We start from the raw sequence: 26,767 nt of genomic DNA, 5'->3' as shown, positions 1-26,767 counted from the left end.
CTGCTTCCCGGCATTCCGGGCCTTTGCCAAAAATCGAGGATTACGCCGAGCGAACGTAAACTTCAGCGATAAAGTCGCTGCTCGCATCACAGACCCGGTTTCGTCCGCCTGCCTTCGCCAGATAGAGGGCACGATCCGCTTCGCGACAAAGCTCGGCAAGCGACCTGCATTCCCGCCTCACCTTCGAAATGCCAATGCTCGTCGTCACCACCACATCAGCACCGAGATCCGGAAATCGGGTTTGCTGAACAGCTTCCCGAATGCGCTCGGCATGGATAAGCGGCTCTCCCGCTTTCAAGGGAAGAAAGACTATGAACTCCTCTCCTCCCTGCCGCGCAAAAATGGCAGACGCCGGCAGGATCGCCTCTATCGTTCGCGATACTGCAACGAGAACTTCATCTCCCGCCGCATGGCCCCAACGGTCATTGAAATGCTTGAAGTGATCGATATCGAGATAAAGAATGGCATCTCCATCCCGAAGCCGTCCGGAAGCGTTCTCATTGAAGAAGCGGCGATTATAAAGACCGGTCAGGCCATCTCGCTCGGCCGTTTGTCTGAGTTTTACCTGTTGGCGCTCGCTTATGAAAATGACGATCGACAGCGCCAGCACGAACTTGGACAGGATCATCAGTAGGAAGCCGCTCGCCACATCGAGAAGGACGAAGGAATGGAACGAAAACTCGAGGGCCATTATCAGCGATAGCAGGCTGCAGGCCGATAATATTGCAGCAACGAATTTTCTGATCGGCAACGGTTCGCGAAAGGAGTCCCTGAATATGACGATCCCGGCGCCGGCAAGCATCACGCAGCCGAGGAAATTGAAGGTCACCGCCCTATATGTATTGTTCAAATGAAATGCCGTGAAAGCTCCGACGAGCAAAGTCAGCAGCGCAGGCAGCAATGCAAGAGCCGGTATCACTTTTCTGTCGGGATCGCTGATCACCACGAAAGATGAGCCGAGCAGCGAATATCCAAGCACGGCGCAAACGAGATTGATAAGGCTGAGAGGCGCATAGAATGCCGGATAGGTTTCGGCATATCCGGCCAATGTTGATGCCGCAGCGAGAATGACGAAACTTGAGGCAAGCAGACCAACGCCGCGGCTTTCATTCGAGCTGTATTTCAAATAACCCAAAGTCACCGCACCAGCGATATAGGATGTCTTTTGGAGAAAGAGCACTGTCGGCATATCTAATTCATTGATCATCTAAAACTACCAAAGCAGCCGGAAAGCATCGCGGCCTCGATACTCCGAACGATCTAAAGATTTTGCCAATGGGGCCGCTCAAGATCTTGCCAATGTAGCATCTGCGATAAGTCTTCGCCGAAAGCAGATCACCGCCGAGGGCGGGATTTGAAACAAGGCCGCAACGGTGACGACCGGCACCGGCGAAGTCGAGGTCACGCAAGTTCCGAACCTCGTGTCGGCCTCTGGAAAGGTAAAGCTGCCCGACGGCGGCGCCGACTGGCTGACGCTTCTCTACCATTGCGCCGGATCGAAAACTGCCTAGGGTGAACGCCTCGCCTCCGTTGCAAAGGGCTTGCTGAATTCAATTTTGGAAACGCTATGAATTTTACGTCGAACAGAGATTTTCTCGAGTTTCACTCGTTGCCCCTGAGCGTTACCCTTGCGATTATCGACCGGGCGGCCCAACTTGCAAAACATTGGCATGAGCGCACCATGCCGCAAACCCTGTTCGGCAAGCGCGTCGGCATCATTGTCGATGACACCGGATGGAGAAACACGACCGCTTTCGATCTCGGCGTGAAGGCAATGGGCGGCATATCTGCTCAACCTCCCATCAGCTTCAGTACCCGCGAACCTACAGCCGACCTAGCGGGCTACCTAGATAATTGGTTTGATCTTCTTGTCGTCAGGACAAAAGAGCTTGCTACCCTGCAGGAACTTGCTGCCGCCGCCGAAGCACCCGTCATCAATGCCCGAACAAGAACCAATCACCCCTGCGAAACGCTTGGCGATCTTGCCTATATCAAGAGCGCAAGAGGAACGCTTGATGGCCTCAAGGTTGTCGGAATTGCGCCAGACGCCAATATACTGAGATCATGGGTCGAGGCATCGCGAGCGATGCCGATGCACGTCGTTCAGGTCTATCCGGAGCGCTGGCACCTCACCGACCCGGACCTTCTGAACCCGAATTTTGAAAGCAGCACAGACGTTCGCCATCTGCTCGATGCGGATGTCATCATTACCGATTCATGGCCAACGGACGCAGAGGAAGATGCGTTGGCCGAGTATAGGGTGTCGGCTTCGCTTCTCAACGACGGAAAGCAAGGCACTGTCTTTTTGCCGTGCCCGCCAGTCATGAGAGGTCAGGAACTGACGGTCGATGCAATGCTGCATCCAGCCTGCCAAAGCCGGGCGGCCAAGGCATTTTTGCTTCACGCCCAGAATGCCTTGATGGAGTGGATGACTTCGTAGTTGCCGATGGCGGCATGTCTTGCGATACGATGCAGATGGCTACCGCGGCTCTGATTGGTTTTCGAACTTTGAAGCGACGGAAAAGCTTTGGTTCTTAAAGCAGCTGTGTAACCCAAATCCTGAAAACCGGAACCGCGAACAATGATCTGGTTTGATGCCTCTCTTGAAAAGCATGCTGACGATAATCTCCTGCGGCGTTCACTTGCGGCCCTACTCAGTGTCGATACTGACAGCGTCGACGTAATCCACGACATAGCCCAAATCACGGATATGCCGGCAACATGTCTCGTGACGTCGAAATCTTTCGATGACTATTCGCAGATCATCAGCATCTATCACTCGAGTGATCTGCACCCACCACCCATTCTTGAAGCTGCCAGCCAACTAGCACGGCTACTCCAGAGATCGCTTCTAGTGGCCAGCGACGAGACAGCGAACCCCTATTCTTTCATTCTGATATCCGGCACCGGTGAGGCTTCCGTCGTCCTGGTGGATTCTGACGAACTGGATGAGAACGATCGCTATGTCATCACGAGCCATACTTCTGGCGCGAGCGGACAATCGCGAGAGTCCGACAAATAATTTCCATCCTCCTTGTCGGAATCACCTTCGGTTGGCCGTCCTTGGACTATCAACCGCGTCAACCTGGAGGGATATCGTGGAAAACGCTCAATCAATTTGGCAGACAATCGCCGTTCTCGTCGCACGACTCATCTTTGCCGCCGTCTTCGTTATGGCGGTCTCGTTCAAGTTTATGGATATGGGCGCGACCGCGAGCTATATCGCCGCTGCCGGCTTCCCGTTTCCATTATTCCTGGCTTGGTGTGCCGCGATCCTTGAAGTGCTGCTTGCCGTTGCTTTCTTGACCGGTGCTTTGTTCGTCCCGGCGATGCTTATTGCAGCCGTTTATGTCATCTTCCTTGGCTTCTCATTCCATGGTCCGGCCCGCTGGGCCGGCAACCAAGCTGAATTCGGCTTCTTCGTGGATCACTTTGTTTTTGTAGCCGGACTGCTCTTCGCCGCCGTACATGGGCCGGGCAGCGTGCTTGCCGCCAGGTGGACGCCCTGGTCGGATAGGATATGATGCAGCTTCATCATGATCTGAAGCTTGCCGCGCATTGCCAGCAGCTTGGAATTCTGCTCCCTGCCGCATTTCAGAGTTATTTATGGCTCGATTGACGGGCGGCGCTTGCCGTTCGCTCCAGCAAGTTTGAACACGCCATCCAATCTGTTCCACCTACCAATGCTACGGTACATGGAACGGAATGGGTGGCATTGCTGAACCAACTTCCCAATCTGAACTGATGCGCTAAATTGAAAGCCGATACGCCGTCGAGCAGCAAGGTAGAAGTCCAGAATGAACGACCGGCAACCGTTTGATCTCAAGGCCTATGTGCACGACAGCGAAACAAAACCATGCTTCATCTGCGGCTTGGTCAGGAATGATCCCTCTTGCTTTCACCATCGCATTTTTGAGGACGGCGAGACGATTATTTTTCTGAGCAAGTACCCAACATTGCCTGGTTATTGCCTTGTCTGCCCGAAAGAGCACCGAGAGGATTTGGCTCAAGATCTGTCGACGGAAGAATATCTCCGATTACAGGAAAAGGTGCATCTGTTGTCTCGCGCCCTCAAAAAGGTGTTTCACGCCGAGCGAATTTATGTGCTTTCACTCGGTAGCCAACAAGCCAACAGCCACTTGCATTTTCATGTCGTCCCCTTGCCTGCAGGTGTGCCGCTCGAGGAGCAGCAATACCATGCTTTGATGGCGGAGCACGGGGTTCTGCATATAGCTGATGACCAAATGGCGCAAATGGCGTGGCGGATCGCTGAAGCCTATCATCGTGAGCTGACCGCATCATAGTTCGGCTTTAGGACTCTCATGGAACTTGCGGTTCAAAGAGATGATGCGGGTATCACGTGACACGGGCGATGCCACCAATTCGGCCGACGGTGGTTTTTTGCGTCCGTCGGCTTCCAAGCCGAAACGATCACCCTTTCTGCTCCACGTATCGATACCGCGGTCCGGAAAAGTCAAATGAGAGATTTCACAATAGCTTGAGATTATAGTTAATACTTCGCTTAGCCGAAGCTATTTAAGGCTTCGTTTCCGCCAGCCGCGACCATCCCTGCAATCGGGTTCCGGGCGATGCCGAGAGAGCGGATACGGAGATATCCAACCGAGGGCCACTTCGGAGCGCCAGATTGCAGCTCCAGGACTCTTCTTCCGCACGAGACCATATGCCGTTGCCTTCCAACAGCAGCAAAAAGCAGGGCGCTATACCCCGCGCACTACTTCGGCTGTGATTGCATGCTCTTCATGGCTTCGAGGTCTTCATGCGAGACGAACTCGCAAGCCAGCAGGGTCTTACCTGGGAAGGCCGCGGATTCGCGGGCGACCACGGACACTACTCCCATCTCGGCCGCGGGCTGCTCAGCCTTGCGCAAAGCGCGCCCATATGACTTCGTTGCGGTGCCGAGGAGATTGCCAAGCCCATCTGATGTCAGGTGATTGGTCTTGGCCAGATCGTCCGCCCGCAAGCCGTCGACCAGGATACCGAAGCTCGTTCCGGCGAAGACGATTTCATTCGTCTTGAAGCCTTGGCGACCGAAGTCCGCGGACATTTTGTAGACAGCAGCCGTTACGAGCGACGTATCCGCCTTCGCAAGCTTTTCAGCCTCATCATACATCTTTGTCGCGCTGGCAGTCGAATAAGGCGGCTTGCAAAGGGCAGCATCGAAGAAGGAAGATTTGTCGAAGGCAAACGCACTCGAACCGAGCGTGAGCGAAACAACGGCGCCCAGTGAAAGGGATGCTGCGATGTTCAAGAATATTTCCCCCAATGACTGATGAGCCATTCGAACTTCGATCGTGCCGACTGTGCTGCTGTATTTACCGCTACGATCGCCTTGCGCCAAGCCGCCCATAACGATTATCTCCAGATTTCTCATCGAGTTCGCAGATTACATAGCGACGGCCGGCGAATGTGCCTCAATCTATGAAGCCGCACTCCGATATAAAGCAGCCCTCTTCCATGCACCGAAGGACGTCGTTTGGCTTTAACGACGCAAGACGAGATTCGTGCGTTCCCGCTCGATAGCCAACCCCTGCCCTTCGTGGCTTCATTCTCGCAGATCCCTTCTCGTCTGCAACATCGCTCAAATGCGAATGCTCGTTCCCTGCCTTGCCGATGAAAGATGCTACAGGACGCCAGACAATAGCAACGGAGACCTTCACATAATCGAAGCCAGCAGCTTGTGTGGGAATCGAAGGCGAAATCCGTGCAACACTCTCCTGCACCATCAGGCGCGCGGAACATTCGAAGGCTGTGGCTTCACCAGACAGTCTGAACAACCTCAAACATAGGGAGCACCATCGACCCGCCCCCGATTGGCCGCGACTTGCTCCGCTAGCATTTGGTTTGCAGCCGCCCCGATAAAGAGCCCTCCCCTTTGAGATACGGCAACCCACACAAACCTGAGCCCTGCGACATTTTCGCAGGCTGCTTGTTACAAATTCGGGATTGAGGGAAGATGCGCCGCGTACGCGCTACCTATCGCGGCTTTGCGAAAACTAGCCGTCCAACTATAAAAATCTCGTTAACCAAAAACTTGCTGCAGACTGCACCACCTCATATATGAACGTCGGCTTGGCGTGAGGGCGAACAAGCGGGACAGATTTCTTTGCCATCCCGTCAAAATCACTTCACAATCAATCCGTAATGGAATTGCACGCAGAGGAACGATTTGATGGAAGAACCTTGGACAACCAATCGCGAGCCGGTCGTGGCGACCGAACTCGATGTCAAGAAGGCAGCCGCGATCAACACGCTCTTGCTTCGCCCCATCGGTATCCTGCCCGTCAAAGCCGGCGATCCCATCCGTCCTTTTGCGCTCGGCCTCTGGAATGAAATCCGTCCGCTTTTGAAACCTGACGTGCCGGTCATGTCTCTGCGTCGCTCCACCAGCGCGTTTCTGCATTCCAAGCGATATTATCATGCCTGCGCCCAGCCGGATTCCATGCGGCACAATCTCGCCGGCAATCCCGTCGAGCCGCTTTCGGCCGAAGACAGGCTTGCCGCACAGCAGCGCCTGATGACCCTGCGCCAAACGCAGGTCAAGGCTGCGGTCCAACGCGAAGAACCGCCGCCACCGCCAGCCTTGAGCAAAGCAGAACTCATTCGAGCTTCCCTCCTCGGTCGACGCTCCGATCGTGCTGCTCGCTGAAGCGCCTGGGCGCATTACCCCATAGCCTCCTCGCCTTCATTATAACGACCGCAATGGAAACGCTGCACCTTTGGAGTGGCAGTACGACAACGCGTTGACGGCAATTCCGGCTGCGTTCCGGTAGTCCGCGGACTACCGGTCAATTAAGCTCCGCTCACGAAATGGAAGCCTTGGGACGCATTTCATCCCAAAATCTCGCCCGACCTTCTGCGCGAGTGGTCCGCGGACTACTCCCCATTCATCCAAAAACATCCGGCAAAGCGAATCACTTTCCAGATCGGCACTGACCAAATCGACGGGATAGTAAAGCGGCAGCAGATCGATGTCGCAACACGCTGTTGATGCGCAAAAATGCATCAAAAACTGCCTTTTATCTAAGCATTTGTAAAACGGACACGAATCGGAGCATATTGTAACTGCGTAGTTCAGTAGCATTCTGTCACAATTGCGCAGTTAATTGGGAAAACAACGATGCAGCCGAGTCTCGCGCTCCAAGAAGATCAAGAGCACCTTCCAACGCTTCTGGCGACAGATGCGCAGGAATTGTCTTATCAGCTCCAGCAACATCAAGCAAAGATCTTCCCGCCTCAGTCACAGAAAACTATGCGGATGTTTTCGCCGGCCGAAGCTGCAGCCTTCATCGGCATCGGTGAAGGTTATCTTCGCCAGATCGCAGCCGAAGGCCATGGACCAGACCCGCTTTCCAATGGGCGCCGGCTTTATGCCGCCGAAGATATGGACCGCATCCGCAAGGTACTGGACGAGCGCAACGGGACACCCAAATATGTTCCCTGGCGCCGCGGATCGGAAAAGCTCCAGATCATCTCGGTCATGAATTTCAAAGGCGGTTCCGGCAAAACCACCACGGCAGCCCACCTCGCCCAATATCTGGCGCTAAGGGGCTATCGCGTACTGGCTATCGATCTCGATCCGCAGGCCTCCTTGTCCGCCCTCTTCGGTCATCAACCGGAACTCGATGTCGGCGAAAATGAAACGCTCTACGGCGCCATCCGCTATGAAGAGCCGCGTCCGATCGCCGATATCGTCCGATCGACCTATACGCCGAACCTGCATCTGATCCCCGGCAATCTCGAGCTCATGGAGTTTGAGCATGAAACGCCGCGCGCGATGGCGGCAGGTCGCGCGGAGACCATGTTCTTTGCTCGCATCGGTGAGGTTCTGACCGAGATCGAGAGTTTCTATGATGTCGTTGTCATCGATTGCCCGCCGCAACTGGGCTTTCTGACGATGTCTGCGCTCTGCGCCGCGACGTCGATCCTCATCACCGTTCATCCGCAGATGCTCGACGTCATGTCAATGTCGCAGTTTCTGACCATGACGAGCGAGCTCATGTCCGTGGTCGAGAATGCGGGCGGGCGCACCAGCTACGACTGGATGCGCTATCTCGTGACCCGTTTCGAGCCGAACGACGGACCGCAAAGCCAGATGACCGGCTTCATGCGCGCCATCTTCGGCAATCGCATGCTACAGAATGCCATGGTCAAGTCGACGGCCGTTGCCGATGCCGGTGTCACCAAACAAACGCTCTACGAGGTCGATCGTGCTCAATTCACCAGAGGTACCTACGACCGGGCTCTGGATTCGCTCAATCTCGTCAACAGCGAGATCGAGACGCATCTCCGCCTGACTTGGGGAAGGAAATAAATAGATGGCGCGCAAAAACCTCCTTGAAATCTCGGCGCCGAACACGGCGCGCACGGATGCGCCATCAGCAAAGGACAATCGTCCGATAGCGGGTTTCCTGCCGCAGGCGAGGGGTGGCGGTCCGGTGGGCGGCATTACAAGGACGCTTGGAAATATCACGGAGAAAATGGAGCGCGCCAGCGATCTCGAACGGCAACTGGCGGAAGGACAGACGGTCGTCGACATAGATCCCGATGCCATCGACGGATCCTTCGTTACCGATCGCCTCGAAATAGATCCGATTGAGCTCGGCCAATTGATTGAGCAAATACGCGAGCACGGCCAGCAGGTTCCGATCCTCGTGCGGCCGCATCCGGAATCCAAGGGGCGCTTCCAGGTTGCCTATGGTCATCGTCGTCTGGCAGCCGCGAAAGAACTCGGCATCAAAGTGCGCGCGGTCGTGCGTCAGCTCACGGACGACCAGCTGGTAGTCAGCCAGGGTCAGGAAAACAGCGCGCGCACTAATCTCTCCTATGTCGAGCGAGCATTGTTTGCATTGCGCCTTGAGCAACGTGGTTTCGGCCGCGATATCATCATGGCTGCGCTCGGCGTGGACAAGGCAGCGCTTTCCAAGATGCTGATCGTCACGAGACAGGTGCCTCTGCCGCTTATCAGCACGATCGGGCCCGCCCCGGAAATCGGCCGCAGACGATGGCTGGAGCTGGGAGAGCGTCTTGAGAGCATTGCTTCCGAGCCGATCATTGCCGAGTTGTCCGCGGACAACTATCGGAAGATGTCTAGCGATGAGCGCTTCCAGCACGCCCTCGCTTTGGCGACAGGAAAGCCCGCTTCTGCCAGGAGCACCGCAGCTCCCTCATCCATTACCGGAGTTCCGGTAACCTTTAAGCGAACGCCGGCGCGCGCCACTTTTGTTTTCGACAGCAAGGCTGCGCCTGGTTTCGACGAGTTCGTGCAGGAGAGACTGCAATCTCTCTTCAACGAGTTTCAGCAAGGAAAGGAAACGTAACCCGCAAAAGAAAAAGGCCCCCAAACGACGTCGTCGTGGAAGCCCTTCTCTGATCTTAAGCAAATCGAGAATCGCATTTCCCCGAATCACAGTCAAGAGTCTTTGACGCCGTTTTGGTGAGCTGTCTTCTTTTGCCACAACGTAGGTGAAAGAAAATGGAAGCCGAATATGTGACGACGCCTTTTGGGCGGCGGCCGATGACGTTTGCCATGTTGATGGCTCAAAGACGAGCCGAGCATGGGAAGCACATCAGGTCCGTCGACAAATGGAAGATTTATCGTGCGCTCTGTGAAGCCAAGCCTCTTCTCGGGGTGACGGATCGTGCGCTTGCAGTTCTCAATGCGCTCTTGAGCTTCTATCCGAAGAATGAACTATCGGATGACGCCAACCTGATCGTGTTCCCCTCGAACGCGCAGCTGTCCTTGCGCGCCCATGGCATGGCCGAGCAGACCATTCGCCGCCACTTGGCTGCGTTGATCGCTGCCGGGCTTCTCGTGCGCAGAGATAGCCCCAACGGCAAGCGGTATGTTCGCCGGAACAGGGCAGGGGACCTCAATGAGGCCTATGGCTTCTCATTGGCGCCTCTTCTCGCACGCGCCGAAGAGATCGAACATCTCGCCGCCCAGGTCGCAGCTGAACGGCTCCATATCCAGAGCCTGCGCGAGCGTATCAGCCTCCACAGACGCGATATCGCCAAACTGATCGAAACCGCCATTGCCGAGGCTGTGGAAGGCCCCTGGGAAGCCGTCTACGTGGCTTTCCGTGCGTTGATCGACGGTGTTTCACGATCTCCCACCGCAATGGAGCTGGACACTCTCCTGGATAAGCTCAGCCGCCTGCACGATCAAATCATCAACCAGTTGGAAACACACGTAAAAGCCGCGAAATTAAGCGGCAATCCCTATCAAAATGAGCGCCACATACAGAATTCAGACTCCGAATCCCTAATTGAATCTGAAACCGAGACCAGGCGGCAAAAAGTGCCGCTGGATGAGACTGCAATTCCAGGAACAACTCCAACGACGCTGGAAGCGGCGGCATCTCCGGACACTATCGGACCAACATCTTCAGCATCACGCGGCTTTCGCACTGAAGCTCGCAATGAGCCTCCGGCGGAACTGAAGTCTTTCCCACTGGATCTCATTCTCCGCGCTTGCCCGGACATCATGGCTTATGGACCAGCAGGGACCATCAACAACTGGCGTGATCTGTTTGCAGCCTCAATCATCGTCAAATCAATACTCGATATCAGCCCTGGAGCCTATCAGGAGGCCTGCAGGATCATGGGCACAGAAAATGCTGCCACCGTCATCGCCTGCATCCTCCAACGCGCCCCATACATCAATTCTGCCGGTGGTTACCTTCGAGATCTGACCCGGCGAACGGAGAAAGGAGAGTTTGCGATCGGTCCCATGCTTATGAGCCTTCTGCGGGCAAATACGATCACGCCAAAGGTGGCCTAGCCGGTTCCAATTTCAATGGTGAAAGATTGATATCCGGTCCCGCCAAGGCTTCGAATACAGAGCGCTGGTTTATACAGAGCTGATCAAGTCTGCTAACACGCATCGACGACGGTTTCGTTGCTGCGAAAGATGGCGCATGGCCCTCGTATAGCTAACAGTAGGAAAGAGAAAGATAGCTTCTAATTGAGTTTTTATTTCAATGAAATCAATCGGCTAGAGACAATGTAAAATTCAGCCAAATTGGCCGAATAAGTCATGGAAGACGTTCTTATCGTCTGCCGATCCCCAGTTTTTATGCCGTTTTTGCTGGCAAATGTCTATATATTTTCGCATCTGGGTTCTCGATCCAATGCTGCGATATCCACAGGTGGAGATACTGGACGGCATAACGACGGTGACAAGAGTTCTATCCCGGCTCGCTTAAACAGGCACGAGAATGATCCCGTTGCCTGTCGAATGTCCTGACTTAACTGTTGGCCACTGTCATTGCTGGTCGCAGATCGGGATCGGCTTGGCAGGCGGAGCCGGATGGTCCTTCTTGTACTGGACGATGATCGGCTCGAGGGTTTCCTTGGGCCAGAACTTCGGCGTTCCGATCTCCTTGAGGCAGGAGTCGTTCCAATACAATCCGGATTGGGCCGGGGAGCGCCCCGCCGCAACGGCCTTGGCGATCGCCTTGATGTCCGAGGACTCCGGGTAGATATAAAGCGTCGTCGGATTGTCCTTCACCATGGAGATGATCTGATTGGCATCCGATGCCGCCCAGCTTGTGCAGCCGTCGCTACGGCCGCCGGCATATTCCACCAGCTTTCCAAGCGGAACATATCCGTCCCGGTTGGCATAGGGGCTCTGCGGATCCTTCTTCATGCAGATGCCGGCAACCTTGGCGGCCGCATGTCCGCCGATCGCCCTTTCGCGAGCATTCGCGGTCTCCCCTTCGCCATCGAACTGGAGGAACGTGCGAAGATAGGCAGCTTCCTTGGTTTGTGAGAGTTTGTAGTAGCCCTTGAAGGTCGTCTTCGTCTCCTCCGTCACATAGGAACCGCCCGTCGTCAGGTTCGAGTCCATCGCATTGCCGAAGTTCTTGGCGCACATGCGGCCGTTGCCGAAATCGGCGACGCCCTTGAGATCGCGACCGCTGCCGTGGCCGGATGAAACGACACGGAACGTCTGTGTCGCCTCGCAAACGATGTAGAAGCGGCCTGCGGACTTGCCATCATTTGGAGTGTTTGGACGGGTTGCATCCATGGCGAAATAGCAGGGATTTTTGACCGTGCCTTCGCTCACTTTTCGCATATAGAGCGCGCGGGCTCTTTGCAGAACCGGTTGGGCAATCTGCCCTTCACCGGTACCGACATAGGCTCCGAGCCAAGCCGGAATGTCCGGCTGCCGGGCCGCGGCCAGCGATTGCGATGTTACGGGAATGACGAGGGCGAGGGAGCAAAGGCTGAGCATCTGGGGGACGCTTCGAAGGGCATATCTCAACCGCACGGAATTAGTTCTCCTATCAAATATTCTGGGTCCGCATGAGCGGTTGCCGTCAAAGGCAATGTTGACAGCCTGCCTGCCCCACAAGCTCGCCTGCCTCATGCTTTGATCCAGAACTCATACTTGTGCGCTGCTTTGCTGAACGAGACCCTAACAGATGCGGGAAATCCTGGCTGACAAGGAAAATTGCTCGCCTGTCATTGATCGACTCCATCTGTTTTGCGCCAGCATTCTTCAGCGATCGCGGCGCAAATATGGCGGAGTTCGGGCGAGCACGGCGCCAAGAAAGTCCTGTGCGCTTACGTTGCGTCATCAAGTCGAGATGCGGCCTGCTTCCGCAAGCGCGACAAGGTGGTCGACCACTTACTGTGACGACAGATGCGGGGCCGGAAAATCCAGCACTCGGCTGGTATAGCTTTCGATCAGTGCGCTGAACGGTGTTCCATCCGGCAGCTTCAGCACGGCATGGTGTTCGAGAAGAAACGAAGGGAGAGCGAGAGATCCGTTCCCGGATGGCGGCAGATCGGCGCCCGTTTCCCATCCTTGCGGAAGAGGCGACCAGAGCAGCTTTGCCGACAGGTTCGTGCGGGTGAAATTGAGGGCTTGAACGGCGCGACCGAAAGCGACATCGCTCGAATCGAGCGCCTTGTTCATCTCGGCTGTGAGCTTTGCCGGCACGTACCAATTATCCGCCTCGGACAGAATACGATCCCCGCAAGCCAGGCGAACGCGACGATAGGCGACAGGCTCGTCAGGTCCGACCGCCAGCAGCTTCCGGATTGAAGCATCGACCGGCTTGTCCTGGCCGCGCACGCGCTGGGCAACGATTTTCGAGCCTTCCGGTGCAAGCCTATGCGCAGCACACCAGCGATCGAGCGTCAGCGTGGCGCTGGCATTGCTGAGGAGATCGGCATTCAGGGTCTGCAGGATTGCCAGTGCTTCCAGACGCGAGGTCGGCGTGTCGGGCCACTGAGAGGCAGCCGACATTTCCTGCGCCGTCGCCGTCTGCGCGCCAAGCGCGATGACGACGGAGCTGCCGAGGGCAATCATGCGGACGAATGACGGGGGCTTTGATGGCATGCGATGAAATCCTCTGCACTGATGATTTTACAGGCCTGAACCTAATAGCTCGGAAATGCGCCGCTGGCATAGATGGCAGGCTTGCCGCTATTGGCAAGACCTGAAAAGGCTGTTGCGGACAAGCGCGGCAACTGGCCGCAAAATCATCCGCTGTCTTCCTCACCGGATAAGGTGCTTACGATCCGATTACATTCAGGCCGGCGAAAGCCAACTGGATGAGACCAGCCGTGGCGACGAAGGCCAGTGCTGAGACGAACAGCGCCGCCAGGATCAGCAATCCGTCCCGTGCCATCAGGGCGACCGAGATCGCCACGAGGGCAATGACCGGCATATAGTTGCCGAGCGGGATCGGAAGGACAATGGCGATCGCCAGCAGGAAGATCGGAAAGGACAGCAGCCATTGCATGGTGCCGCCCGTGAAAGCGGCCAGACGGCCTGGACGAACGACGGTTTCGACCCTGGCGAAGATCGGCGCGCTGCAGCGCACGATGAGATCAATGACCGCCGGTGAAAGCCGACGCCGGCTGAGGAAGGCCGGTAGCCATATCGTCCGTCGGCCTAGCGCGATCTGTACCGCCACCAGAGCGACAGCGCTTCCGAAAACGACGCCGAACGGCCCCGGTATCGGGATAAGTGCCGGTAGCGAAAGAAAGAGGATGGTAAAGGCCATGCTCGTGTGCCCGAGGCCGCTGAGCACCTCGCCGATGGAGATGCCGCCCTGCTCATGGGCGAGCCTGGCGAGATGGTGCAGGCGAGTGGATGCCCTGTCGTCGTGCTCGGTTGTGCCGGCAGTCTGTTCTGTCATCGGTCATCACCAGATGAGGTCACCGGAATTTCTTGCTTGCACAAAGCGTCAGGCTTCATCTGCACCTTCACCTTTTCCCTGGATAAGCTTGATGACAGGCGCGCAGTCCGGATCGCTTTTGTTAAGCAGATCGGCAGGGCTGCTCCAGCCGGTCGACAGGCCGATGACCGTGGAAATCGTCCAGAAAGTGTCTTCGGAGGCGCGTTGCGTCAGTGCCGGGACCTCGGACGAGAGACATGCCTGCGATTGCCTGATGATCTCGCCGGGCTGGCCGGCGGCAGCCGCGTGCCTCTCAATTTCGGCTTGAAGCGGACCAAGGGCGAAAGTTGCAAAAAGGGATGCGAGGAGATTGGAGATCATATCTGTTCCTTGTCGAAAATCTGCTTGAAGCGGGGAGGGACGATGCCCGCACGGGGCGGGCACCTCGCTGCATCAGGCCTGTTCGGCCTTGTCGCGGGTTTTCAGCAGGCTCCAGCCGACGCCGCTTGCGATGATGGCGAAGGTGATGCCAAGCGAAAGGGCGGCAGGGAATTTTTCCAGTCCCAGCATATCGGCGACGAAGATCTTCGAGCCGATGAAGACGAGCACGATGGCGAGCGCCGGCTTCAGATACTGGAAGCGGTGGATCATGGCGGCGAGTGCGAAGTAAAGGGCGCGTAGGCCGAGGATCGCGAAGATGTTCGACGTGTAGACGATGAACGGATCGGTCGTGATGGCGAAGATTGCGGGAACCGAATCCACGGCAAAGATCACGTCTGCCACTTCGATCAGCACGAGCGCCATGAAAAGCGGCGTGATGAACCAGACCATCTTACCGGTCTGCGGATGCGGCTGCTTGATGAAGAAGCGTTCGTCGTGATGATTTTCGGTGACGTTGAAGCGATTGCGCATGAAACGCACGAGTGGATTCTTCGAGACATCCGGTTCGGCATCCTTCACGACCAGCATCTTGATGCCGGTCACGATCAGGAAGGCGGCAAAGACGTATAGCAGCCATGAGAATTCGGCCACCAGTGTCGCGCCGACGCCGATCATGATCGCGCGCAGCACGATGACGCCGAGAATACCCCAGAAGAGCACGCGATGCTGATAGAGACGCGGGACGGCAAAGAAGGCGAAGATGAGGGCGATGACGAAGACGTTGTCGAGAGCCAGGGTCTTTTCGACGACGAAACCCGTCATGTAGGCAAGGCCGGAATCGGCACCGAGATACCACCATACCCAGCCGCCGAAGGCGAGGCCGAGCGTGATATAGAGCACGGAGAGCTTGATGCTCTCGCCGACGCCGATCTCCTTGTTTTCCTTATGCAGGACGCCAAGATCGAAAGAGAGGATGGCGATGACGAGCGCCAGGAAGCTCATCCACATCCAGAGCGGCTTTCCCAACCACTCCACGAAGAGCAAAGACGTTTCCATGACGGAGAACCTCTGTCGGCGCGATGTCGGAAGAGGTCCGACATCATGAGAGCGCCGACGGCTCTCACCAGAGGGGCCCGGACCAGCGGGTTGACCAATAGCTGGGAAGCGGACGTTTGCATTTCAAGAGCTGCACGCACTTTTCAAAGGAGCAGAGGTTTAGCTTGCTCCTTTAAGCTGCGGTCCGGCCAATGTGGATGCTGTGAACGCTTGCTCTCTTCTGCGCGACGAAATCCGTCAGCGCGGATGGAATGTCAACATGGGCGCTGCGCCGCGCAAGAATACGGAACGCTTTGGGAAGACAAGCGGCGATGCGGTCGATAATCGTCTCATAATCGACAATGAGCATCTCCCGACCGGCCATGAGATCGAAGAGAAGGGGATCGGCGAGCACGCGCTCATTTTCGCAGAACCAGTACGAGGAAATTGTCAGATCGGGGAGGTAACCGATCTGCGCCGGCAGATTTCTTTGCTCGAACTGGAAATCGCCGGGCAACCCCGCGGCAGCCATCAATTCTCTGGCGAGGGACAGCTGGTGTTCGGATAAATCCAGCCCCCGAAGCTCCAGCTCGGGATTGTGGGCGAGATAGGCAAAGGCAAGGCTGAAGGCGCCGGAGCCGCAGCCGAGATCGCATACCCTTCTATATCTGTGGACGGCGTCTTCTTCGAGGCTGGTAAGCGCCTGCAGGCATTTCAGAGAGTTTCGCATGCCGAATGCACGGGTGAAGGCATCGGCGGAAAGGTTATAGTCGAATATTTCGATCTGGCGCCGGCTTTCGACAGCATTGCGCAAAGCAATACTGTCGTTGCTTGGATGGTACAGGTGGTTACACCTTAGCAGGACCTCGGAAAATTCTTCGAGATTTCGTGTCTGTACGGCCGCGTATGTCATGAAGCCTGTCCTCGCCAAGGGTGTAGTCTTTGGCGTGATTGGAAAGGCTGCATGCGCCGAAAGCAAGCCCTCAAAAATTGCCCTTGACGCTCGATAGGGCAGGGCCGCGCAACGACGACCATCGAACGCCGACGCCATGTCAGCCTTGTGGTAGCGCGATCGGAAATCCTTCGAAGGTCTTGAGGGTATCGAGGACGATCGCCGTCTTCACGTGCTGAACGGATTCATGCGGCAGCAGCACGTCGTTGACGAAGCGGGAGAGATCGGTAAGCCCGCGGGTGGCGACCTTAAGGTGATAGTCCATTTCGCCTGTCAGCGCATAGGCTTCCAACACCTCCGGCAGCCCGTTGATAAGCTGCGAAAACCGGCGGGCGTTGTCCCTGTTGTGGGTAGCGAGCGTCACCGAAATGACAACGAGCATATCCAGCCCCAGTCGCTGCCGGTCGAGATTGGCCTGGTAGCTGCGAATATAGCCTTCCGCCTCCAGCCTTGTGCGGCGGCGCGAACATTGTGAAGGGGAGAGCGCGATGCGTTCACCCAGCTCGTTGTTCGTCAATCTGCCGTCTTTCTGAAGTTCCTCCAGCAGGCGCAGATCCGTTTTGTCGAGCTGTTCATCCATTGCGCAAAACTCTCGAAATCCTCACGAAGCCTGTATGAGTTTTGCCTTTTCCTCAGAAAGTTACAAGCTTTCGGGGTTAATCCCACGCCAAGTCTTGCGTAGTTGAACGCGATGGCTTTCGAGACTTTTGGACCAAGTGAAACGGAAAGGGACTGCGCAGCCACCCCGTTCGCGCCATCTCTTTAGATGCCGCGCATACAATCAGCCTTCCTTAGCGTTTGTCCCTTTAGAATTTCCAGTTGCAGAAAGTCGACTCCTTTTTACATGATTGTCATCTGGCTTTTATAAGTGGGAGGCGGGAAGCAACCAAACGCAGGGGGTATAAATGCGTAAATTTCTTCTCGCCATGATGTCTGCGACCGTAATGTCCGGCGCAGCCCATGCAGCGACAGTCTATCCGTTGGACCGGGCAACGGTACTCGCCGGCTCGCCATTCGATTTTAAGGTGGAATTCAGCAAGGTTGTGAAGCCGGAAGACGTGAAGGTCACGGTCAACGGCGAAAGCTACGATGCGGTTTTCGGCAAGGCGGCTGATTTCGTCGCAGAAGAAAAGGGCGCTGAAGACAAGGTTCTTGGGTCCGCCCTGATCCTGCGTGGCGTCAAGCTCGCAAAGCCCGGCCAGTACAAGGTTGAGGTTTTGGCCGGCGACGAGAAGAAGTCCGTCAACTGGGATGTCTATGGCACATCGGCCATGCCGAAGGCCAAGAACATCGTCTTCCTGCTCGGCGACGGTCTCTCGGTTGCGCATCGCACCGGCGCCCGCCTCATGTCAAAGGGCATGACCGAAGGCAAGGCCAACGGTCGTCTCGCCATGGACGATATCCCGCCGGTCGCCTTCATCGGCACGTCCTCGACCTCGGCGATTGCCACCGATAGCGCCAACACCATGTCGGCCTATATGACCGGCCACAAGTCTGCCGTCAACGCCCTCGGCGTCTACGCCGACCGCACGCCGGCAAGCCTGGACGACCCGAAGGTCGAAACGATCGGCGAGGCCCTGCGCCGCACCGGCAAGAAGTCGCTCGGCATCGTGACCACGGCCGAAGTCGAAGATGCGACGCCGGCAGCGCTTGTCTCCCACACCCGCAAGCGCAGCGACAAGGCCGAGATCGTCGGCATGATGTACGACGTTAAGCCGGATGTCCTGCTCGGCGGCGGCTCGGCCTATTTCCTGGCGAAGAGCGTTCCGGGCTCCAAGCGCAAGGACGACAAGAACTATATCGCGCTCTTCAAGGATGCCGGCTATGCCGTTGCCACCGACAAGAGCGAACTGGCCACCGCTGCCGGCTCCAACCAGGACAAGCTGCTCGGTCTCTTCCACGCCGGCAACCTCGATGTCGCGCTCGATCGCGAATTCCTCAAGAAGGGCACCGTCGACAAGTTCCCGAACCAGCCCGGTCTGGTCGACATGACCAAGGTCGCGCTCGACAAGCTCGCCAAGAACCCGGAAGGTTTTTTCCTCGTGGTTGAAGGTGCCTCCATCGATAAGATGAGCCATCCGCTCGACTGGGATCGTGCACTGATCGACACGATCGAGTTCGACAAGGCCGTGGCCGTTGCCCGCGCATTCCAGGAAAAGAACCCGGATACGCTTGTTGTAGTCACCGGCGACCACACGCATGGCGTCTCGATCATCGGCACCGTCGACGATAACAAGCCGGGTACCGAAATGCGCGAAAAGGTCGGCACCTATGCCGCTGCCGGCTTCCCGAACTACGAAGACAAGGATGGCGACGGCTATCCGGATCGCGTCGACGTTTCGCGTCGCCTGTTCATGGCCGCCAACAACGGTCCGGACCACTACGAGACCTTCCGTCCGAAGCTCGATGGTCCTTTCGTTCCGGCAATCCAGAACGAGAAGAAGGAATATGTTGCCAACGAAGCCTACAAGGACGTGCCCGGTGCCGTCTTCGTCCAGGGCAATATTCCGCGGGACGAGGATAGCGGTGTCCACGCCGTTGACGATGTCGTGCTCCAGGCAGCCGGCCCGGGTGCCGAAGGTTTCCGCGGATACATGGAACAGAGCGACGTCTATCGCGTGCTGGCCGATACCTTCGCGCTCGGCACCGAAAAGATGTAAGTTGTTACAGATCGTATACCATGGACAGGCGGCTTCGAGGCCGCCTGTCTCTTCATCTTTCATGGGGGTACGCGATGTCCGGGGACAGGATCGCCACCATCAATCGTCGGGGCTTTTTGGCCGCTGCCGCGGTTTTGCCTGTCATGGGCATTGCGACACGCGCGAATGCCTCGGATACACTGGGTTTTGACGAGCTATACAAGAGATTCGGCCCGCTCGGGCTCGAATTTTCCGACAAGGTGAAGCAGCTGAGCGGCAAGGAAGTTGCCATCAATGGATTCATGGCGCCGCCATTGAAGGCGGAGGCCGCTTTCTTCGTCCTCACGGAAATCCCGATGTCGCTTTGCCCGTTCTGCTCTTCCGATGCCGATTGGCCCGACAATATCATGGTCGTCTATCTCTCTTCCAAGCAGACATTCGTTCAGTATAACGCGCCGATCGCGGTGCGGGGTGTGCTGGAATTCGGCTCCTGGACCGATCCGGAAACCGGCTTCATCAGCCAGCTGCGTCTCCGCAACGCATCGTTCAGGACTGTTTGAGCACATGCTTGCGCTCGATATCTCCGGTCTTGAAATGCAGTTCCCCGGCCTGGCCGCGCCGGTTCTCACCATCGACCGCTTCCATCTGCCGGCGGGCGGCAGGCTTGCGATCACCGGTGCCTCGGGTTCCGGCAAAAGCACATTCGTCAATGCCATTACCGGCTTGGAAGATGTCAGGAATGGCAGCGTATCCTGGAGCGGTACGGAGATCACGCGCCTGTCGTCCGGCCGGCGCGATGCGTTCCGCGCCCGCAATATCGGCCTCGTCATGCAGGACTTTCATCTGTTTCCCGGCCTGTCCGCCTTCGAGAATGCCGTGTTGCCGATCAAGCTTAAACGGCGCCTTGCGTCCAACGAACGGGAACGTGCGCTTTATCTGCTGTCTGTCACCGGTATCGCCCGACCGCAGCAGAAGGTCGAAACCTTGTCGCGCGGCGAGATGCAGCGCGTTGCCGTTGCCCGCGCATTGCTGTCGCGCCCCGGCGTCATCGTCGCCGACGAGCCGACCGCCAGCCTCGATCGTCAGGCGGGCCATGAGGTTGCGGAACTTCTGCTGCAGCTTTCGGCCGAGGAGGGGACGACGCTTGTCGTCGTCACGCATGACGCCACACTCGCCGAGCGCCTCGGCCGCCGCATCAATCTGGTAAACGGGCGGATCGAGGAAGACAGCCAAGAGGTTGCCGCGCAATGATCACCTTCATCCTTGCCGACCTCAGACGCTTCTGGAGCGGTGCGCTGGCCGTCGTGGTGCTGATTGCCCTGTCGGTCGCGCTGAGCGTGACGGTGACGCTGCAGGAACGAGCTGTCCGGCTCGGCAGCGCGCGCGCTGCGGAAAAATTCGATCTGCTCGTGGGTGCCGCCGGCAGCGAGACGCAGCTGGCGCTTTCCGCCGTCTTCCTGCAGCCGGCACCGTTGCCGTTGATGGAGGGTGCTGTTCTGTCCCGCCTTGCCAGTGATCCGCGTGTCGAACTGGCGGCACCGGTCGGTTTCGGCGATTCCGCATACGGATATCCGATTGTCGGCACGACCACGGGCCTCATTTCGTCCCTCTCGCCCTCGCTCTCGCAGGGCGCGATGTTCGCGCGCCTCGGCGAAGCGGTTGTCGGCTCCGATGTCGCCTTGTCGACCGGCGCGGAAGTCAAGCCGATGCATGGTACGGCCGAGACCGGTGGCGAAACCCATACGGCGATTGCCTACAAGGTCACCGGCCGCATGGCGCCGACGGGAACAGCCTGGGATCGCGCCATCCTGGTGCCGATCCGTGCCGTCTGGCAGTTGCACGCCATGCATGGCGCGGACCATCACGACGATGATGGCGACGAAGCCAGTGTGCATGGCGCAGCCAAGCCGCATCAGCATTCCGACGGCCGCGAAGAAGGCCATGAGCATGGTCATGTCGATGCCGATGCGCCGCTCGACGAGCAATTCGACGCGCAGACGCCTGGCATTCCGGCCGTTCTCGTCAAGCCGAAGACGATTGCCGATGCCTATCGCTTGCGGCAGGAATACCGCACGGGCACGACGCTCGGCATTTTCCCGGCCGAGGTGCTGACCAGGCTCTATGCGACACTCGGCGATGCCCGCAACCTGCTTCTGGCGATCGCGCTCGGCACGCAGGCGATCGTGATTGCCGCGATCGTGCTCGTCACGATCATGCATGTCGGCTCGCGACGCCGGCAGATCGGCGCCCTGCGGGCGCTTGGAACACCGGTCCGTTCGATCGTCGTGCTCGTCTGGGGCGAGCTCTTCATCCTGTTCGCGGCCGGCATCCTGCTCGGCATCGTCCTCGGTTATCTCGCAGCATTGACGATTTCGGCGCGGCTTGCCGCTTCCACCGCCGTCCGCCTGCCTGTCGGCTTCATCTTCGATGACCTCTGGCTTGTCGGCGGCTTCGCCGCCGTTGCGTCCGTCATCTCCATCGTTCCCGCTCTCAGCGCTCTGCGCTCCAGCCCGGCAGTGGCGCTGCGGGCGTGATGAACCGATCTTGCGGCCCTCGGCGGCAAGATGGGGTCAATGCAAACGCACGCCGTTCGTTGGATCGAACAGATGCGCTTTTGCCGGATCGATCCTGAGCTGGATCGGCTGGCCCGGAGACACCGAGGGGCGGTCCCTGACGGCCGCGACGATCGATTGCGCGCCGGCCTGCAATTGCAGATGCGTGTCCGAGCCCGTCGGCTCGATGATGATGACCTTGGCCTGCACTCCGTCCGTATCGACTGCAATATGTTCCGGGCGGATGCCGAGCTGGACGGAGCGGCCGAGATGGCGGCGGGCACTTTCCGGCAGCGGCCAATGCAGATCTTGCGTGTCTTGCAGCCCCAGGGTCCCGTTTTGGTCGGTGACGAGGCCGTCGATAAAATTCATGGACGGCGATCCGATAAAGCCGGCGACGAAGCTATTGGCCGGTGCATCGTAGATGTCAAGCGGCGAGCCGATCTGTTCGATATGGCCGCCGCGCATGACGACGATGCGATCTGCCATGGTCATGGCCTCCATCTGGTCGTGCGTGACATAGACCATGGTGGTGCCGAGCCGCTGGTGCAGCGTCTTGATCTCGGTGCGCATCTGCACGCGCAGTTTGGCGTCGAGATTGGACAACGGCTCATCGAAGAGGAAGACGGCGGGATTGCGGACGATGGCGCGCCCCATCGCCACGCGCTGACGCTGCCCGCCCGACAATTGTCGGGGATAGCGATCGAGGAGGGCGGCGAGATCGAGGATTGCTGCGGCATCGTTCACTTTCTGATCGATCTCCTGTTTGCTGCGGCGCGCGAGCTTCAGCGAAAAGGCCATGTTGTCGCGCACGGTCATGTGCGGATAGAGCGCATAGGACTGGAACACCATGGCGATATCGCGCTCATTGGGTTCGAGATCGTTGACGATGCGGTCGCCGATTTCGATCTCGCCGTCGCTGATACCTTCCAGCCCGGCGATCATGCGCAGCAGGGTGGATTTGCCGCAGCCCGAGGGTCCCACAAGCACCACGAATTCTCCATCCTGTGCGGCGATGGAGACGCCGTGTAGCACTTCGAGCGCGCCGTAGCGTTTGATGGCGTTGCGAATGGTCAGTTTCGCCATGGATTTCTCTCCCGAAATCTCGGCCGGCGCTTCAGCGCCCGCCCATGCCCGCATTGAGGGCGATGCTGTTGTAGATGAGCTTCTGCAGGATGATCGCGAGGAAGACGCCTGGAAGCATGGAAAGGGTGGCGCCGGCCATCAGATAGTTCCACTGCGTGCCTTGCTGCGTCTGGAACAGGGTAAGGCCGACCGGCAGGGTGGCATTATCGGCACCGGTCATGACGATCAGCGGCCAGAGGAAGTTGTTCCATTGCCCGATGAAGGTGAAGAGCGACAGAAGCCCGATCGCCGGCATGGATAGCGGCACGATGATGCTGACGAGGATGCGCAGGCGGGAAGCGCCGTCGATCCTCGCGGCTTCCTCGAGTTCCATGGGAATGGACAGGAAGAACTGCCGCATCAGGAAAGCACCGAAGGTGCCGAAGGAGATCGGCAGGATCACGCCGGGGAAGGTGTTGACCAAGCCGAGCCTGTTGACGATCAGAAACAGCGGAATGATGAGCATCAGCGGCGGCACCATCAGCGTGCCGATATAACCGAGCAGCAGCGCTTCGCGTGCCCTGAATTTCAGCCGCGCGAAGGCATAGCCGGAAAGGCAGGAGACGACGACAGTAATCGCTGTCACGCAGATCGCGATGATGGCGCTGTTGAGGAAGAAACGGCCAAAGGGCAGGTGGGTCCAGGCGGCGGCAAAGTTACCCCATTCGAAGATATCGGGCAGGATGCGCGGAGGTATCGCCGTCACCTCGGCATTTGAGCGCACTGCATTCGAGACCATCCAGAAGAAGGGAAAGAGAAAGGCGATGGCGACGAGCGTGATTGCCAGGTGATTGACGACATCGAGCACCAGCTTCCGACGTGCTCTGGCTTCGGATCTAAGCGTCATAATGCACCCATTTGCGCTGGAACCAGAATTGCAGGGCCGTCAGCGCCATGATCAGCGCGAACATCACCCAGGCGATGGCCGAGGCGTAGCCCATCTGGAAGTTTTGAAAACCGCGTTGGTAGATGGCATAGCCGAGCGTCGCGGTCGATGATCCCGGCCCGCCCTTGGTCATGACGAAAATCTGGTCGAAGACCTGCAGCGAGGTGATCGCCGTCATGACGGTGCCGAAGAACAGCGTCGGCGAAATCAGCGGCAGCCGGATTTTCCAGAAGCGGTCCCAGGCCGTTGCGCCATCGATGCGGGCTGCTTCGAGGTAGCTTGCCGGCACCATGTCGAGCGCGGCGTTGAAGAGAACGGTATTGTAGCCGACGCCGGCCCAGATCGAGGTCAGGACGACCGCCTGCATGGCAAGTGTGCGATCGTTCAGCACGCCCGACAATGGCAGCGATAGTGAGGCCATCAGGCTGTCGAAAAGCCCGCCGCTCGTGAAGATCAGCATCCAGACCATGGCGACCGCAATCAGCGGGGTGAAGGTCGGGAGAAAGAAGATCACCCGGAACCAGCGCTGCCCGATCTTCAGGCTCGAAATCCACGTTGCCAGCCCGAGCGAGATGATGATGTTCAGTACAAGATATTCGACGGTGAAGAAGAGGGTGTTGCGCAAGACCGTCCAGAATTGCGGGTCGGTCGTAAACAGGCGCACATAGTTGGAAATGCCGACGAAACGCGGCGTACCGAGCAGCTGCCAATTGGTGAAGCTGAGCGCGATCGACGCCAGGATTGGCAGGACGAGAAACAGGACGATGCCGATCAGGCCCGGCAGCAGGAAGAACAGAGCCGTCCATCCCTCGCCTCTGAACCATTTGCGCGAGCGTGGCCTTGATCTTGCGATCATGTCGGTGTGCTTGCCCAGCATCATGGGCCTCTCCTTTCCGGCGATGGCGCTGCGGTCGAGCCGATGGGCCCGGCCGCAGGCCGACGAGACGCCCGGTCTATGGTAGCTGGCTTTGAATGTCGCTTAATACACCGTCGGGTTTCGAGTCTCCCGTCAGTGCAAGCGGCACGTACTGCATCACCAGATTCTCGAACTGGTTCCATTTCTCGTTGATGCGGAATGGTGTGGTGTGGGCAAATATATATTGCAGCGTATCGCGGGTGCCGCTGACATTCTTGGCCGCGCCGTCATACCAGGCGGTCTGTTGTGCAAGCCGGGCCGGCAATGCGCGTCCGGCCGCACCGAGGATTTCCGCGGCCTTCGGGCTGGTCAGCACCTGCAGCGCCTTGAACGCGGCATCCTTGTGCTGGCTGGTGGCGGAGATACCCCAGCCCGAGCCGGCCGTGATGAAGCGCGAAGAGCCGCTGCCGCGCGGCAGCGGTGCGATGCCGATCTTGAAATTGACATTGGCCTGTCCGGTAATCAGTGACCAGGGACCGTCTATATACATGGCGACATTGCCCGAAGCGAAGCGGCCGCTTGCCGCGGAGGCATCGGCCGCGGAGGCAAAGACCGGCGAGAGTTTGTCCTTGGCTGTGAGATCGGCGTATTTGCTGAACGCATCGACAAAGCCGGCATTGGTGAGGTCGAATTCATTGTCAGCGTTGAAATAATCCGCACCGAGCGCGACGGGGCCGGCGATGAAATCGAAAGCCTGGGTGCCATAGCCGTATGCTCCGTCCTTGGTCAGTGCCTTGGCGTCGGCCTTGAAGTCGTCGAACGTCCAGTCCTTGGCAGGCTCCTTCAAGCCGGCGGCTGCGAACTTGTCGCGATTGTAGAAGACCATCCACGGCCCGACATCGTAGGGCAGCGCATAGAGTTTGCCGTCCTGCGAAAGGCCGGACATGATCGATGTCTCGAAGTCAGCCACCTTCACGTCGCTGCCTTTCACATAATCGTCGAGCGGCGTTAGGATCGAAGAGAAATTCGGCAGTCGCATCGACTGCATCGAGACGATATCGGCGACCTGTCCCGATGCCGCCAGAACCGGCAGCCGCGTCCAGTAGTCAGTCCAACCCGAAAGCTGCAGCTTGACCTTGATATCGGGATACTGCTTGTTGACCAGATCGGCCAGCTGCTGCCAGAGCTCCGCATCGTTCGGCGCGCCCCACATCTGCCAGGTAAGGGTCACGGCGGCATCCTGCGCTTGCGCGCCGATACCGGGTAGTGAACTCGCCGCAAGGGCGGCGGCAAAGATCAATGAACGCTTCATGATTGTTCCTCCTCCTTAATGACTTTCGTTGCAGTGACGTTGATCACTATCCGGACGCTCCCCTCCGGCTTGGTCTTGCGGCTCGTTCACGCCGCGATCATGGCCTCCAGGTCGGCGATCAGGCCGATCAGTTCGCTTCGTTGACGCTGCCACGTGTCCGGGCCTTGCTCGGGCTCCAGAATGGCCGTCATCCGCTGGAGAAAGTCAGGCGGCAGCCGTTCAAGTTCGGCCGCCATGGGCAGGTTCCAGCCGTCGCCCGGAAAATAGACACGGTTGAAGGCAAAGACGGTCTGCAGAATGGCGTTGGCAAGCTTGCCTGTGAGACCGACGAGAAAGACGAGGTCGCGGCGAACGACCTTGCTCTCATAGTGATAATCCCTGGCCCATTAGCGCAGGACATCCATATATTGGCTGAGCACGGAGTCCCGCAGCGCTTCCGGATATTGCGCCAGCTGCTGCCTCCAGCCAGCCAGCAAACCCCTGGGATCGGCGATGATCTGCTGGTTGGCGAGATCGGTCGGCAGATGATAGCCCCAGATCGTCCATTCGAAGCTCTTCGGCACGACGACGCCGGCAAGCCAGGAATCCAGGTCGCGCTGGACGCCGGCATACCGCCGCATCCAGACGCCATCCATGCGGATGCCTTCGGCCTGCCAGTCTCGCAGCGCGGCATCGAAACGCCGCCACGCCGCGGTTTGCCGGACCTCCGGTCCGCGATAGGTGTCGGCATAGACTCTGAAGTCGAAATCCGATTGCGCATCCGACCATCCCTTGCCGCGCGATCCGGCGAGCGCGACGGCACCATTGCCGTCTTCTGCCAGATCGGCGATCAGGGGGGTCATCGCGGCAATGAGTTCGGTTTCGCGGCTCACGGCG

28 protein-coding genes are annotated in these 26,767 nt (G+C 58.0%); 13 read left to right on the top strand and 15 right to left on the bottom strand.

Annotation, left to right across the window (positions count from 1 at the left end; all coding sequences use genetic code 11):
* Nucleotides 1-40: 40 nt before the first annotated feature.
* A complete protein-coding gene (locus tag PH562_RS17550) occupies nucleotides 41-1,207 on the bottom strand; it encodes a GGDEF domain-containing protein (RefSeq protein WP_285174366.1) in 1,167 nt (388 codons plus the stop codon).
* 166 nt (nucleotides 1,208-1,373) lie between these two features.
* Between PH562_RS17550 and PH562_RS17545 the strand changes: the two genes are divergently transcribed.
* The 5 genes from PH562_RS17545 to PH562_RS17525 all read left to right on the top strand — a co-directional run bounded on the left by PH562_RS17545 (nucleotide 1,374) and on the right by PH562_RS17525 (nucleotide 4,304).
* A complete protein-coding gene (locus PH562_RS17545) occupies nucleotides 1,374-1,511 on the top strand; it encodes a hypothetical protein (protein ID WP_285174365.1) in 138 nt (45 codons plus the stop codon).
* A gap of 56 nt (nucleotides 1,512-1,567) precedes the next feature.
* Nucleotides 1,568-2,440: an ornithine carbamoyltransferase gene (locus PH562_RS17540; RefSeq protein WP_285174364.1), complete on the top strand. Its 873-nt coding sequence runs from the start codon at nucleotides 1,568-1,570 to the stop codon at nucleotides 2,438-2,440.
* Between the two features lie 141 nt (nucleotides 2,441-2,581).
* Complete coding sequence (locus tag PH562_RS17535) at nucleotides 2,582-3,022, top strand: hypothetical protein (RefSeq protein WP_285174363.1); 441 nt, start codon at nucleotides 2,582-2,584, stop codon at nucleotides 3,020-3,022.
* Between the two features lie 76 nt (nucleotides 3,023-3,098).
* A complete protein-coding gene (locus PH562_RS17530; protein ID WP_285174362.1) occupies nucleotides 3,099-3,524 on the top strand; it encodes a DoxX family protein in 426 nt (141 codons plus the stop codon).
* 273 nt (nucleotides 3,525-3,797) lie between these two features.
* Nucleotides 3,798-4,304: an HIT family protein gene (locus PH562_RS17525; RefSeq protein ID WP_285174361.1), complete on the top strand. Its 507-nt coding sequence runs from the start codon at nucleotides 3,798-3,800 to the stop codon at nucleotides 4,302-4,304.
* A 428-nt stretch (nucleotides 4,305-4,732) separates the two neighbouring features.
* Here PH562_RS17525 and PH562_RS17520 read toward each other — a convergent pair whose 3' ends face one another.
* Complete coding sequence (locus PH562_RS17520; protein WP_285174360.1) at nucleotides 4,733-5,269, bottom strand: hypothetical protein; 537 nt, start codon at nucleotides 5,267-5,269, stop codon at nucleotides 4,733-4,735.
* A 921-nt stretch (nucleotides 5,270-6,190) separates the two neighbouring features.
* On the opposite strand from PH562_RS17520, the gene PH562_RS17515 reads away from it, so the two are divergent.
* From PH562_RS17515 to repC, 4 genes are all read left to right on the top strand, one after another.
* Nucleotides 6,191-6,667, top strand: a complete 477-nt coding sequence (locus PH562_RS17515; RefSeq protein WP_285174359.1) for a ProQ/FINO family protein — start codon at nucleotides 6,191-6,193, stop codon at nucleotides 6,665-6,667.
* Nucleotides 6,668-7,138: 471 nt separating this feature from the next.
* A complete protein-coding gene (gene repA / locus PH562_RS17510; protein ID WP_075852829.1) occupies nucleotides 7,139-8,332 on the top strand; it encodes a plasmid partitioning protein RepA in 1,194 nt (397 codons plus the stop codon).
* A gap of 4 nt (nucleotides 8,333-8,336) precedes the next feature.
* A complete protein-coding gene (repB, locus tag PH562_RS17505) occupies nucleotides 8,337-9,338 on the top strand; it encodes a plasmid partitioning protein RepB (RefSeq protein WP_285174358.1) in 1,002 nt (333 codons plus the stop codon).
* 155 nt (nucleotides 9,339-9,493) lie between these two features.
* Nucleotides 9,494-10,801, top strand: coding sequence for a plasmid replication protein RepC (gene repC, locus PH562_RS17500; RefSeq protein ID WP_285174357.1), 1,308 nt, complete (start codon nucleotides 9,494-9,496; stop codon nucleotides 10,799-10,801).
* Nucleotides 10,802-11,284: 483 nt separating this feature from the next.
* On the opposite strand, the gene PH562_RS17495 is transcribed toward repC, so the two are convergent.
* The 7 genes from PH562_RS17495 to PH562_RS17465 all read right to left on the bottom strand — a co-directional run bounded on the left by PH562_RS17495 (nucleotide 11,285) and on the right by PH562_RS17465 (nucleotide 17,101).
* The gene (locus tag PH562_RS17495; RefSeq protein ID WP_113228471.1) at nucleotides 11,285-12,292 is read right to left on the bottom strand and encodes a hypothetical protein; all 1,008 of its coding nucleotides are present in this window, start codon (nucleotides 12,290-12,292) and stop codon (nucleotides 11,285-11,287) included.
* Nucleotides 12,293-12,652: 360 nt separating this feature from the next.
* Entirely contained in the window at nucleotides 12,653-13,369 is a 717-nt protein-coding gene (locus PH562_RS17490; protein WP_285174356.1) for a hypothetical protein, read from the bottom strand.
* A 175-nt stretch (nucleotides 13,370-13,544) separates the two neighbouring features.
* Nucleotides 13,545-14,174, bottom strand: a complete 630-nt coding sequence (locus tag PH562_RS17485; RefSeq protein ID WP_285174355.1) for an exopolysaccharide biosynthesis protein — start codon at nucleotides 14,172-14,174, stop codon at nucleotides 13,545-13,547.
* Between the two features lie 48 nt (nucleotides 14,175-14,222).
* A complete protein-coding gene (locus tag PH562_RS17480) occupies nucleotides 14,223-14,534 on the bottom strand; it encodes a hypothetical protein (protein WP_285174354.1) in 312 nt (103 codons plus the stop codon).
* A gap of 72 nt (nucleotides 14,535-14,606) precedes the next feature.
* Nucleotides 14,607-15,590: a TerC family protein gene (locus PH562_RS17475; RefSeq protein WP_285174353.1), complete on the bottom strand. Its 984-nt coding sequence runs from the start codon at nucleotides 15,588-15,590 to the stop codon at nucleotides 14,607-14,609.
* A 172-nt stretch (nucleotides 15,591-15,762) separates the two neighbouring features.
* On the bottom strand, nucleotides 15,763-16,620 hold the full coding sequence (locus tag PH562_RS17470; protein ID WP_285174352.1) for an SAM-dependent methyltransferase: 858 nt from the start codon (nucleotides 16,618-16,620) through the stop codon (nucleotides 15,763-15,765).
* Nucleotide 16,621: 1 nt separating this feature from the next.
* Nucleotides 16,622-17,101 carry an Lrp/AsnC family transcriptional regulator gene (locus PH562_RS17465; RefSeq protein WP_285174351.1) on the bottom strand — a complete coding sequence of 160 codons (480 nt, stop codon included), beginning with the start codon at nucleotides 17,099-17,101 and terminating at the stop codon, nucleotides 16,622-16,624.
* Between the two features lie 325 nt (nucleotides 17,102-17,426).
* On the opposite strand from PH562_RS17465, the gene PH562_RS17460 reads away from it, so the two are divergent.
* The 4 genes from PH562_RS17460 (at nucleotide 17,427) to PH562_RS17445 (ending at nucleotide 21,694) form a co-directional block, all read left to right on the top strand.
* Nucleotides 17,427-19,181, top strand: coding sequence for an alkaline phosphatase (locus tag PH562_RS17460; protein ID WP_285174350.1), 1,755 nt, complete (start codon nucleotides 17,427-17,429; stop codon nucleotides 19,179-19,181).
* A 74-nt stretch (nucleotides 19,182-19,255) separates the two neighbouring features.
* Nucleotides 19,256-19,720, top strand: a complete 465-nt coding sequence (locus PH562_RS17455; RefSeq protein WP_285174349.1) for a hypothetical protein — start codon at nucleotides 19,256-19,258, stop codon at nucleotides 19,718-19,720.
* 4 nt (nucleotides 19,721-19,724) lie between these two features.
* Nucleotides 19,725-20,411, top strand: a complete 687-nt coding sequence (locus PH562_RS17450; protein WP_285174348.1) for an ABC transporter ATP-binding protein — start codon at nucleotides 19,725-19,727, stop codon at nucleotides 20,409-20,411.
* Nucleotides 20,408-21,694, top strand: coding sequence for an ABC transporter permease (locus PH562_RS17445; RefSeq protein WP_285174347.1), 1,287 nt, complete (start codon nucleotides 20,408-20,410; stop codon nucleotides 21,692-21,694). The genes PH562_RS17450 and PH562_RS17445 overlap by 4 nt, the downstream gene beginning before the upstream one ends.
* 36 nt (nucleotides 21,695-21,730) lie before the next feature.
* Here PH562_RS17445 and PH562_RS17440 read toward each other — a convergent pair whose 3' ends face one another.
* The 6 genes from PH562_RS17440 to PH562_RS17415 form a co-directional block, all read right to left on the bottom strand.
* Nucleotides 21,731-22,798: an ABC transporter ATP-binding protein gene (locus PH562_RS17440; protein WP_285174346.1), complete on the bottom strand. Its 1,068-nt coding sequence runs from the start codon at nucleotides 22,796-22,798 to the stop codon at nucleotides 21,731-21,733.
* Nucleotides 22,799-22,829: 31 nt separating this feature from the next.
* Nucleotides 22,830-23,684 (bottom strand): carbohydrate ABC transporter permease, encoded by an 855-nt coding sequence (locus PH562_RS17435; RefSeq protein WP_285174345.1) that lies wholly within the window; start codon nucleotides 23,682-23,684, stop codon nucleotides 22,830-22,832.
* Nucleotides 23,674-24,579 (bottom strand): carbohydrate ABC transporter permease, encoded by a 906-nt coding sequence (locus PH562_RS17430; protein WP_483315359.1) that lies wholly within the window; start codon nucleotides 24,577-24,579, stop codon nucleotides 23,674-23,676. The genes PH562_RS17435 and PH562_RS17430 overlap by 11 nt, the downstream gene beginning before the upstream one ends.
* A gap of 97 nt (nucleotides 24,580-24,676) precedes the next feature.
* Nucleotides 24,677-25,891, bottom strand: a complete 1,215-nt coding sequence (locus PH562_RS17425) for an ABC transporter substrate-binding protein (protein WP_285174344.1) — start codon at nucleotides 25,889-25,891, stop codon at nucleotides 24,677-24,679.
* Nucleotides 25,892-25,977: 86 nt separating this feature from the next.
* Nucleotides 25,978-26,127 carry a hypothetical protein gene (locus PH562_RS17420; protein ID WP_285174343.1) on the bottom strand — a complete coding sequence of 50 codons (150 nt, stop codon included), beginning with the start codon at nucleotides 26,125-26,127 and terminating at the stop codon, nucleotides 25,978-25,980.
* A 150-nt stretch (nucleotides 26,128-26,277) separates the two neighbouring features.
* Complete coding sequence (locus PH562_RS17415; protein WP_285174342.1) at nucleotides 26,278-26,763, bottom strand: hypothetical protein; 486 nt, start codon at nucleotides 26,761-26,763, stop codon at nucleotides 26,278-26,280.
* Nucleotides 26,764-26,767: the final 4 nt, after the last annotated feature.

It is taken from the genome of Rhizobium centroccidentale (genome assembly GCF_030182565.1).
Taxonomy (GTDB): Bacteria; Pseudomonadota; Alphaproteobacteria; order Rhizobiales; family Rhizobiaceae; genus Rhizobium.
This window is presented reverse-complemented; position numbering and strand designations above follow the sequence as displayed.